Annotated in this window: 10 protein-coding genes; all 10 read right to left on the minus strand. The window is 54.2% G+C overall.

Annotated elements, in window-relative coordinates:
* A partial coding sequence (locus EFR00_RS32405) for an NAD-dependent epimerase/dehydratase family protein (protein WP_125864861.1) occupies positions 1-457 on the minus strand: 457 nt, incomplete at its 3' end.
* A 128-nt stretch (positions 458-585) separates the two neighbouring features.
* Positions 586-1,713 (minus strand): glycosyltransferase family 4 protein, encoded by a 1,128-nt coding sequence (locus EFR00_RS32410; protein ID WP_167482313.1) that lies wholly within the window; start codon positions 1,711-1,713, stop codon positions 586-588.
* 51 nt (positions 1,714-1,764) lie between these two features.
* Positions 1,765-2,865 carry a glycosyltransferase family 4 protein gene (locus tag EFR00_RS32415; RefSeq protein ID WP_077991489.1) on the minus strand — a complete coding sequence of 367 codons (1,101 nt, stop codon included), beginning with the start codon at positions 2,863-2,865 and terminating at the stop codon, positions 1,765-1,767.
* On the minus strand, positions 2,865-3,977 hold the full coding sequence (locus tag EFR00_RS32420; RefSeq protein WP_077991491.1) for a glycosyltransferase: 1,113 nt from the start codon (positions 3,975-3,977) through the stop codon (positions 2,865-2,867). The genes EFR00_RS32415 and EFR00_RS32420 overlap by 1 nt, the downstream gene beginning before the upstream one ends.
* On the minus strand, positions 3,974-4,933 hold the full coding sequence (locus EFR00_RS32425) for a glycosyltransferase family 2 protein (protein WP_077991493.1): 960 nt from the start codon (positions 4,931-4,933) through the stop codon (positions 3,974-3,976). The genes EFR00_RS32420 and EFR00_RS32425 overlap by 4 nt, the downstream gene beginning before the upstream one ends.
* 5 nt (positions 4,934-4,938) lie before the next feature.
* On the minus strand, positions 4,939-5,892 hold the full coding sequence (locus EFR00_RS32430; protein WP_077991496.1) for a glycosyltransferase family 2 protein: 954 nt from the start codon (positions 5,890-5,892) through the stop codon (positions 4,939-4,941).
* A 32-nt stretch (positions 5,893-5,924) separates the two neighbouring features.
* Positions 5,925-7,028, minus strand: coding sequence for a hypothetical protein (locus EFR00_RS32435; RefSeq protein ID WP_077991498.1), 1,104 nt, complete (start codon positions 7,026-7,028; stop codon positions 5,925-5,927).
* 76 nt (positions 7,029-7,104) lie between these two features.
* A complete protein-coding gene (locus EFR00_RS32440; RefSeq protein WP_077991500.1) occupies positions 7,105-7,845 on the minus strand; it encodes a methyltransferase domain-containing protein in 741 nt (246 codons plus the stop codon).
* Positions 7,846-7,861: 16 nt separating this feature from the next.
* Positions 7,862-8,626, minus strand: coding sequence for an FkbM family methyltransferase (locus tag EFR00_RS32445; protein WP_077991502.1), 765 nt, complete (start codon positions 8,624-8,626; stop codon positions 7,862-7,864).
* Between the two features lie 18 nt (positions 8,627-8,644).
* Complete coding sequence (locus tag EFR00_RS32450) at positions 8,645-10,456, minus strand: ABC transporter ATP-binding protein (RefSeq protein WP_077991504.1); 1,812 nt, start codon at positions 10,454-10,456, stop codon at positions 8,645-8,647.
* Positions 10,457-10,848 lie beyond the last annotated feature (392 nt).

A 10,848-nucleotide genomic window follows, 5' to 3' on the forward strand; every position in this document is an offset into this window, starting at 1 on the left:
CGTAAATGGTCAGCGGCTCGTCGGCGCGATCGGTCTCGCGGAAGGGGACGGTCGCGTTGGCGCCATAGATCGATGATGTCGAGGCCAGCATCAGATGGCGGACTTCGACCCGCCGGGCGATTTCCATAATGTTCCATGAGCCTTCGACGTTCGAATGTAGATAGGCTTCGGGATTTTCCAGGCTGTAGCGGACGCCGGCCTGTGCGGCGAGGTGGATCAGGATGTCGGGCTTGGCCGCGAGGACAGCCGCCTCCAGCGCCGGCCGGTCCTCGAGCATTGCGATGACCGGTTTGAAGGCCGGGAACTGGGAGAGGGCCGCATGGCGCATCTCCTTGAGCTTGACGTTGTAATAGGGCGTGAGGCCGTCGAAGCCCGTTACCTCGTGCCCCTCCTGCAGCAGGCGCCTGGCCAGATGAAAACCGATGAAACCGGCCGTCCCTGTAATGAAGTAGCGCATTCCCACCTTTTCTTGGCCCCCTGCCAGTCAGTTCCATCGCAAGACAGATAAAGGTTTCAAACTTCGAACGGAAGTGAGCGGTTTTCTCTCGGATCGCGTGCCCGGCTTTGATCTCCGTCTGACCTGCGTCAAGACCTCAAACCATAAAGATCGAGCACCCCCTCGACGACTATGGGCAGAGAATACTTTGTCGATGCGAGCTTGCGTCCTTCTTCTCCAAGCGACTTGCATTTTTCGTGGTCGAGCAAGAGCGTCCTGAGCGCGGCGGTCAAGCTTTCGACACTACGAGGTTTGACCAGTAGCCCAGTTTTGCCGTCAAGGACCAATTCACGGCATCCGGGCATATCGGTGGTAACGATCGGGCGGCCACAAGCCATGGCCTCGATGAGAACTTTCGGCACGCCTTCCCCATAGTAGGTCGGCAAACAGACGATCGAAGCCTGCGCTAGCGTCTGGGGCATATCCTGACGGTGACCCCACCATTCGATGGCGCCTTCCGAAACCCAACGTAGCAATTCGCTTTCAGGTACCGAGGCGGGATTCTCGCCATCCGGTTTTCCCACCAGGACAAAGCGTGCATTCGCGCCCTCGGCCCGCAACAACTTCGCAGCTTCAACGAACTCGCTTATGCCCTTGTCCCAAATCATGCGGGATGCAAGCATCACCACAGGCTCGATTGTAGCTAAGGGCGCGGGGACATAGATGTCCAAATCGACGCCAGCGCCCTGGATGAGATGGACCCTAGCCTCATCCACGGCGCATGCATGGGTCACGACGTCGAAGTCCTCCTTGTTCTGGACGATAACAGCCGTGCCCTTCCTGTTCAGCAGGTAGTGAAAGACCGAAACTATAAATTTCCTTAGAATTCTTGCTTGCAGATTTTGAGAGGAGAACACGAAGCCCAAGCCACCCAACGCATTTACTCGCCTGGAGACGCCTGTCATCATGGCGACGATGCTCCCGTACATCACCGGCTTCATCGCAACGTTATGGATTACATCAGGTTTTTCGCGCGCTACAACAGAATACAGCTCCGCGATTGCGCCAAGTTCCCGAAACGGGTTCAGGCTTGACCGGACAAGCTGCCGCAGAGGCACTACGCGAATGCCCTCTTTTTCAATTTTATCCCGATGATCCGTCACTCTCGTTGCGACAACCACCTCGCAACCTTTTGCCTTCGCAGCCACGGCCAGCGGCAGGCGATGAGAATGGAAGTACCAATCCTCGGCTACAAAAAAGAGCACCTTCAAACTCATATACTCCGATGCTGAAACGATTGCCGGTTTACACATGGGCACCACCTGCCTTTACCGGCACTTTCGCAGATGAGACCGGGACGATCGGAGACTGATGGCCTCCCACTTGTCGAGCACCTCTTCGAGTGTCGCGCCGGCATGAGCGGCGTTGGCAGGCATCGACAGGCGAAGGCGGAGTTCACCGTCCTGCATGACCTGTCTCAAGCCGGCGGCTAGTGCGATCGCTTTTGTGGGCCGAGAATCCACCAGGAGACCATTTTCTCCGCTTTTGATGAGCTCGTTCGTGCCAGCGCAGTCACTGAAACCGATCGCCGGCAATCCGTGCGCCAGCGCTTCCACAGTCGCCAAACCATAGCTTTCGTAGGCAGATGAGATCACATACAGTTGCGCCGCGCTATATTCGGAGGAAATATCCGGAGTACTGCCAGGCAAGCGCACGCGATCCGATAAGTTCAGGCGCTTTATCTCAGCCTCTATCGTTTCCCTCGCGTCTCCATCTCCGACGATTTTCAGTGTCCACTCTGGAAAATCGCTTGCGAGCAACGCGAAGGCTTGCACCAGTGTTATATGATCCTTCTGCGGATGAAGTCGCCCGACGGCGAGGAGGGTACGCCCGGACTCCACGCCAACGACGTCGGCCTGCCGACCAGCAGACCACCCGGTCGGATTGGGCAGCACGTCCATCTTGGCGCGGATCGCCGGCGGATACAGCTGTTTCATTTGGCTTGAAACAGCTGTGAACCGCTTCACCAGTGGAGCGGCCAATTTAAGCAACGTCCACTTGAGGGGCGTTCCACTATAGCGGGCAGGCACATTGTGCTCGCTTGCTATGATGGGCAGGCCAGATCCCAACAATGCGAAAGCGATTGGTGTGTAACTAGATGGCATGAACGCCAGAACAACATCGGGAGCCAGTTCGCGGATACGTCGCCGCAGTCCGATAAGCGGGAGCGGCATCAACCCACGGATCTTTAGCGTTTGCCGTCTTATCTCCGGACTTAACGGATAAAAGGAAGATGCCGATGAACCATCCAGCGTGAGGACCGAGACATCATGGCCACGACGATGCAGACCGTTCGCCACTTCCGCGAAAACACGCTCAGCGCCGCCACCAAGTGTGGCCAACGATTTGATACAGAATAATAATTTCATCAATTGGCCGCTTGCTTCAGCACATTCTCCCAACGATCAAAGCAGGCCGACGGCAGATACTTGCGCATGGAAAGGCGTGCATTGGCGCCCATTTCGGCCCGCCGGGTATGATCAGCCATCAAGTCGCCCAATGCTTTTGAAAGCTTGTCGGGCGAACCGTTCCCATCAGCAAGCAATCCTGTCCCGCCGTGCTCTATCAAATCGCGGACTCCTGCGCAATCGACATAGCCTACGGAAGGCAGGCCGTGCGCAAGCGCCTCGGCCAGAGCATTCGGGAAACCCTCCCACCTGGATGGCAGGCAGAACAGATTGGATGAGACGTAAGCGGACGCCACGTCCGAGGTCGTGCCTGTCAGAAATACGCGTCCCCGCAGGTCGGGGCTGCTGTCGATCATCTCTTGAAGGACCGTCCGGTCTTCCCCCTCACCTACGATCTTTAGATCCCAGTCGACAAACCGATCTGCAACGACCGAGAAGGCCCGCAGCAGAGCCTGATAATTCTTTTGATAGCTTAGCCGGCCGACCGACAGCAACGTGAAGCGGCCATGTCGGTTTGCGGCCCCAGGAACGGCTAATTCATGGGCCTCGGAGACCGGATTAGGTGTCTCGGCGATGAGTTTATGAAGAGCTTTCGGGTAGTAATCCCGATAGCGATCGAATTGCACAGTAATGCGTTTGGCGAAACGAAAGCTGAAATGTTCTTTTCGTTTGCCCCACGCGCTGTTGGCATGTTCATAAAGCGTCGGCGCTGTGCGCTCGGCCGCAATAAGCGGGATTCGCATCCCGGCTGTGTAGGACAGCATAGCCCGAAACGGGCCACCTTGAAAACAAACGATGACATCCGGAGAGAACTGGGAAACGGATCTACGGATCTTTGGGACACGCTGCAAGCGCGTCAAAACATTTGCCTTACGAGAGGCATCGCCCGTGTGCAACTTATACCAGCCTATTTCCGGGGCCATCGGATAGAAAGCTTCTGCATCGTCTAGGTCCCAGCTCAGCAGGGCAACTTCGTGTCCGCGACGGACCATCTCATTCATGATGGTCACGATCATCCTCTCAAGACCGCCAGCCATCCTATGCATAGCACGGGCGACAAATAACAACCTCATTGTATATTCCTCTTATTCATGCGCCTCTCATGACGAAGGCGTTTTGGCCCAGTTGCCAACAGGTGCGTGGTGGCGAGAATAGGATTCCTGGCGACGATAAGGAGGAACTGGGCAATGAATCGGAAGTACTGCCGCTTGAAGTGGTGATACCGCAGATTCGGCCAATGGCTGGCATAATGATATCTGCCAACCGACCGTAAATATCCTTCATGTTTTTTTGCGACGGCGACCTCGGCAGAACGATTTGCGTCTGGCGACTTGTCGGATCCCTGTGTTGAATACTGCACGAACAGCTTTTCCGTCGTCCCGATGAAACACCCACCCGCGAGTGCGAGACGAATAGCGAAATCGACATCCTCGACGCGTTTTAGCGACGCGTCAAAGCCGCCTAGCTTCCGGAACAGCTCTCGCCTCGCCATCAGCGCGCACGTGGGGGTGCCCGAACCGTAAAAATAAATGGGCCTCCGTCGATAAAAGAGAAGATAATCCGCGACGTCCGTGCCGCATGGCGTCTTCCCCGCGGATCCGATGGCGGGAAGCGGCTTGAGATGGCCGTTGGGGTAAATCCGCTCCCCTGCCGCATAGCACGCGACCGGGCGAGATCCGTTCGACGCCTCAAACGCCTTAATTGCAGCAACCTGCAGCATTACCCGGTTAGCGGCGCTCTCGTCGTCATCGTCGAAGAAAACAATGAAATCTCCCGTCGCTACTTCGATAATTGTGTTTCTCGCCGTCGCTGCGCCGCCATTTCTGCGATGACGGACGAGGCGAACCCTGGGATCATCAGCGATAAAGGATTCGACATGCTCCGGCGATCCATCTGTTGACGCATCATCGACGACGAGGATTTCAAGATCGGCCCAATCCTGCGACTGTGCGCTTCTGATAGCATTGCCGATGGTGTCGCGCGCATTGAAACAGGTTATGCCGATGGTGACGCGCTCGCTCTGGTTCATGGATGTTACTTACGATGGAAGAGAGAAAAACTGCGGTTGCTATCGAGTTGCGGCAGTGCATACCACAGGCGCGACCACGTCAACAATGGGTGGGTTATGGCGCTTATGATCAGCTTGCGGATAAACGCAGGGCGGTGGCCGCGTAACCACAGGTACTTTGTCGTTATCCATTCCCGCGAAAACCCATAGTGCTCTTTGCTTTTGAATGCGCTCCGGTGCTTATCGATGACTTGAAGCTTGTAATAGAGCTCCTTATCGAGCGACTTTTCGGAGCCGTATGTCAGCGTCTGGGTCACGAGTGGTTCTGCAATTCCGACGAAGTGGCCGCCAGCCCTTGCGAGGCGCACACAAAATTCCATGTCTTCCGACCTGCGGAAGACGGGATCAAATCCGCCAAGCATTTTGTAAGTCGAAGTCCTTGCCATCTGAGAGCACGTAGCGACTGCGCCATAGCCGTCCTCTACCGGCTCTCCCCATAAGAGACGCGCGGCAACGGCCGGACCAGAGGGGGCCTCTTTTTTCTGGGAGCATCCCATGGTTCGCTCTATGCGTTCACTGCCATTGCGCGTTATCTGACGCCTGGCTGTGTGACAGACCACCGGCGCCCGTTCAGGAAGCTGGCCTTCATAATCTATAATCCGCCGGTATTGGGTAGCGACCCGGTCTGGGTCGCTCACATCATCGTCGTCGAAGAACGCTAGAAAATCGCCCCTGGCTTCTTCCATGATCCGGTTACGAGCTGCCGCTACTCCAGAATTTTGGGACTGACGGAACACACGAACCTGCGGATGACTCTTGACGATCTGCTCGACTAGTTCGAAGGTCCGATCACTCGATCTATCATCAACAACAACGATCTCAAGCGGCTCCCAACTCTGAGCAATGGCCGAAGATATCGCACGGGCAATATGCCCCTCGGCATTGAAGGACGTGATGCCAATAGTGATCAGCGGAGCCATTCGGTTACTGCTTTCTAAATTCACGCATACGTCTAGGGGCAGGCTGCTGGCCGCCGATAGGATTGACCGTTCGCCACAGCGACGGACGCAGCCAGATTGCGAGACCGCCTGCCGGTCAAAAAAGATTGCAGCATTATGTTAGTTCCGCACAACGCCATGAGGAAGAGAATTGGGCCAGGCAACAGCCACGCCTGGGTCTGGTTGAATATAGCATTTACTATGAAGAATATCGCAAACGGGGAACCTGAATCACCGGGCTGGGCGATTAGGTTTCGGCAGCCGACAACACAGATTAGGCCGATTATGCTCAAGGCTGCGATCAGAAAGAACGGACCATAACCAGCGCCAAACTGAAGATATGGAGACTGGATAGTGCCGACCAGGAGCCAGTCTTGCCGTGTTATTTCAAGCCTGTCGTTTAGCCCCCAAGGATTCGCTTCCGTCATGAGGTCGGCTAGCTTTTCTGGTGTGTTGGGGAATCTCGATCCCGGATAGCCTCCATCGAGCGTCATCCACAGTCCCGCGATCGCACCATAGACTCGGATGCGCAAGGGCCTTTTTACTTTGTATTCAAAGCAGTTGTCACCGATGCAATCGGCTCCGTTCGTCGTCTTCTGAAACCAAGCCTCATTGCTGCCAAGTTGAAAAGCAACCTTGTTTCCCACCGAGATCATTGTCGGCGAAACTAGCACCGAAGAATAGTACACAGAAACAGCCGTCGCTATTGTGAGTGCGACTGTGGTGAAGAGACCCCGATAACTCAAGTTCGGCCGGAAATACAATAAACTAATCTGAATGATCACCAATATTATGCCGATTCGCCCGCCCGAGAGGAGAATTGCGGTCGCTAAGAGGCATCCCAATTTGGGGCGACGAGAAAGGAGCGACCATATGTATGCCGCTGCCAAACACGTGGTTATGTCGTCGCCGAAATACCAAAATGCTCTCTTATAGAAGTCGGAGTAAGAATAGACTTCGCCGACATCGAATAGAAAGCTGAATTGGATCAGAATCGCCACGACCACGCCGGCAACAGCAAGCAGCCAGGGACGAAAATTATAAATCCCACATGCGATGACCCCGGCAAACGAGACAAGCAGCATCTGCACGGCGTTGGATTCGATTATTTGCGGCATCCGGTCGCCTCCGCTCTGCCGAAGATTGTCGCGTGTCCGATCCGCACGGAGATAACTCCCATCGTAATCAGAATGTTCACTCCCGTTTCGCACTGATGAGATAGCCTAGCGCACATCTAACAGCGGGATGGTCCTGCTTGAACTTGGCTTCTCCACCCTTCCTGAACCTCCAACGTGCAAGGAGGTAGTCGATTGTCAAAGCAATACGAATCCGGATGCGCTTGAAGGGGCCAGGCAGCCTGGTAATACTGCATGCCGTCGAGTACGGCCCCCACAACAGGGCAGTTGTGGATGTGAGCGTGAACCCGCACTCGTGGAGCAACGCTTGCCAATAAGCTGGCGTTCCCCTGATGTAGTCGCTGGGATGACCATGAACTCGAAAGATAAACGGCACGATAAAATGTATATGTCCGCTCTTCTTTAATACCCTGTGGAGTTCGCGTAGCGTTTCTTTTCCGTGATAGACATGTTCGAAGGTATTGAACGACACGACGGCATCGTAGCGTTGATCCGTGCAAGGCAGAGGGGCATTAGGCTCAACTAGATACGTTGGTTCAGTATCTGGGTCGATATTCGCGGACTCATATTCGAAGGGAGCGCCGCGCTTGCTCCATTCTTTGACGTACTGGCTATAATTAGTTCGGCTACCACCACCAAAATCCAGCACCAATCCCTCAAGGTCCAGAAATTTCAAGCGCTCATATTCAAGGCATCGCAACGTGCTGATAGTTCCGGCACGCTTGAGCATATGCAACAGGCGCCCAAAGGTAGGGATATTAAGTTCGACGAGGCCACTTCCGTCGTGAAATTCGTGCATGGCTTCCCCGCAACTCTTACTTCCGGCACAACAGAAGCGGCTTGTCCGATCGACGGCCCGGCATCTCAACCACTATTTTGAAATGACTCGAAATCGCATTTCGAACGCGTTCAGTATCGCAGATACCTGGATGGAGTTCGATAACCAAACACTTTACCGACGCAAGCAATTCCGGCTTTGCACACAGGAAATCTTCTTCGGAGCCCTCAATGTCGATCTTAAGGATATCTACTTCCGTTGAGTTGCCGATAGTGTCCATTAGAGTTTGGAGCGTTATCGTTTGGACTTCTAAATCACCTTCAGAGGAAACCCGGTGACTCATTGAGGGTCCTGCGGTCGAAAAGCGTAACCGCTTCCCGTCGGTGTTAGAGGCCGCGAAATTGATTACCCGCCAATTCGCACAACGAGAACTCGCGTTCTTCGTCGCGACGGCGAAGGTATGTATATCTGCCTCAACACTTAGAATGTTAGCTCGCGGATTAACCCGGAGAGCCCAAGCAGCAAAGGTGCCTATATGAGCACCTACATCCAACACGCGTGGCGAATCAGCAGACAGCAGATCAGCATCTAGAAATTCATATTCGCGCTCGTGGAGCACCTCCACAATTGCATTACTGTCTATGCCCCTGAAAAACAGCGGCTTGCCGTCATACTTTACCTCCAGCAGGCTGAGGGGATTTATTTTTCGGCGAATGATAATGCTCGCCGCAGCGACAGGACCTCCGGCCAGCGGAGTGAGCCAACGAAGTGTCTCAAGGAGTTTCTTAAATCGTGTTGTCATGGCGACATTCGGTTGGTTTCATTGCAACGGCATTCCTTGCGGTGACCCTTGGACAAGGTCTCGAAAGAGTTCTTCATTCTCGAACAAAGTTTCGTATGGCCCTCGCGCGACAAGCTGGCCACGATCCAGAAGAACAATCTGGTCGCAGTTGCGTACGGTCATTAGGCGATGGGCTATTATGACAATCGTCTTGTGCTTGCCTAGTTCAGATATCGCTTTCATCACCGCTGCCTCTGTCTGGGTGTCCAACGCACTGGTCGCTTCATCAAAGACAACCACCTGAGGGTCTCTATACAAGGCACGCGCGATACCCAATCGTTGCCGCTGTCCTCCGGAAAGGCGGGTTCCCCGCTCGCCAATGATCGTGTCGTAGCCATCGGGAAGTTCCTTCACGATGAAGTCATGGATGTGGGCCTGCGTAGCCGCCCTCTTCGCCGCTTCAACATCAATTTCCGGACGAGGAACACCGAAAGCGATATTGGCCAACACTGTGCTGTCTGCGAGAAAGATCTGTTGAGGCACATATCCCAAATTCATCTGCCACGCGCGAATAGTGCGCACGTCCAGCGGCACGCCGTCTACAGTTATGCGGCCCGACGTGGCCGTCGTAAGACCCAGGAGAAGATCAACAATCGTGCTTTTCCCCGCGCCTGTTTGTCCAACAAATGCTACGGTGCTATTAACAGGAATGTTCAGATTAATATTGCTTACGGTCTTCGCCTTGGCAGACTGGTACTGAAAATCGACATTCTCGAAGCGAACTACATCTCGGAATGGCAATGGCTGGTCCGGCCGGGCGCCTATTGGAAGACTATTCTGCTTCAGAGACAGATCGCGAAGCAACTCATCGAGTGCAGGGAGAGCGAATCGCATCTGTCCAACGCTGCGAAACACGTCCTGGAACGCCGGAAGCAGCCGATATCCGGCAAAAGCGAAGAAGCTCATCAGAGGGAGTATTTCGTCGACCTTGTCCCCACGCGCTATCCAATAGAGCAGTACGCCAAGCATGGATCCGAACGCAACAGCTTGAATAAAGTAGAAGGGAAGCTCGCGCGTAATCATCGTCATTGATTGATGGTGGGCATAGGCCCTAGATGGCACCCCGAATCGAGACAAATACTCCTCTTCCCGCCCGAGCAATCGCAGTTCCTTAATGCCCTGCAGCGCCTCTGCGGCAATAACGAACCGGGCATCGTTGGCTTTAAGGCGTCGTTCGCCAGAATATTTAACGCGCTGGCGCGTGAACGCGTCGATTGCAATGTAGCTCAGTCCAAAAGAGCCGGCCAAAACCCCAGATGTCGTTGGCTCGACAATAATCAGCAGAACCACGATTGCAGCGGAAACGACCAACCCCGCAAGGGCGCGCATGCCCGGCAGCATAACGTTGCCGGCAACTTCCTGGACTTCAGATAGCAACGATTTCGACAAACTCGATGTGTTTTTCTCCAGGAAAAATTCGTAGGGTTGGGTCATATAGGTCTTAAGGAGACGCATCGATATTGCGTGGATTCGCATCACCGCAAAACGTTGTATGGCAACAACCGTCAATGCACGCAGAGTGAGGCTGAACAGCAAGAAGACGAGCATCACCACGCCTAATGCAATCAGGAAGGTGCGCGTATCCTTAAATTCCAATGTCTGATAAGCGAGCGAGATGAAATGGTTGGCTTGGATTATCCCCGGGTTTGCTAGCACCCCGATAAATGGCAATATGCTAGCCACACCCGCAACTTCAAGAAAGGCAGACATTACCATCAATGAAAATATCATCGCAGCCCGCAGGCGCTCGTGAGCATCTAATACCGAATAGAGCTTTCTCAGTACTGCCAAGAATTTGCCTCGCAGGTTGTCAGGGAAGGCTAACTACCAATCACGGCGTCATGTAGCAACCAAATAAGTCATCTGGACAGGATGGAGTCTCCATATCGACACGAGCGACGTCGCCCGGCCTCTCGCTCGCGCAGAGTGATAAAATTTTCGAACGCTCTTCAGCGATCGACGACGCACCTTCCTCTGGTTTTCATGAGTGAAAAGGGCCGGCATAATTCTCCATGCCAAACCCTCTCCGCGATGTGACATTGCTACTTCCGATAGGTAAGCGGTGCGGAAGGCCTTGATTTCCGATTATTTCAGTTGCGCTCGTTGTAGAAAATGACAAGAAGGTGATTGTCTGATTGATCTACGAGACGCTGGGAAGCAATGCCTGAAAATACCCCCACTGA

The organism is Rhizobium sophoriradicis (assembly GCF_003939025.1).
Lineage (GTDB): Bacteria > Pseudomonadota > Alphaproteobacteria > Rhizobiales > Rhizobiaceae > Rhizobium > Rhizobium sophoriradicis.

Coding starts and splice junctions, on each gene's coding strand:
- EFR00_RS32415 (WP_077991489.1), bottom strand. CDS start 2,865: ATGAAATTATTATTCTGTATCAAATCGTTGGCCACACTTGGTGGCGGC.
- EFR00_RS32440 (WP_077991500.1), bottom strand. CDS start 7,845: ATGCACGAATTTCACGACGGAAGTGGCCTCGTCGAACTTAATATCCCT.
- EFR00_RS32420 (WP_077991491.1), bottom strand. CDS start 3,977: ATGAGGTTGTTATTTGTCGCCCGTGCTATGCATAGGATGGCTGGCGGT.
- EFR00_RS32435 (WP_077991498.1), bottom strand. CDS start 7,028: ATGCCGCAAATAATCGAATCCAACGCCGTGCAGATGCTGCTTGTCTCG.
- EFR00_RS32445 (WP_077991502.1), bottom strand. CDS start 8,626: ATGACAACACGATTTAAGAAACTCCTTGAGACACTTCGTTGGCTCACT.
- EFR00_RS32410 (WP_167482313.1), bottom strand. CDS start 1,713: ATGAGTTTGAAGGTGCTCTTTTTTGTAGCCGAGGATTGGTACTTCCAT.
- EFR00_RS32430 (WP_077991496.1), bottom strand. CDS start 5,892: ATGGCTCCGCTGATCACTATTGGCATCACGTCCTTCAATGCCGAGGGG.
- EFR00_RS32425 (WP_077991493.1), bottom strand. CDS start 4,933: ATGAACCAGAGCGAGCGCGTCACCATCGGCATAACCTGTTTCAATGCG.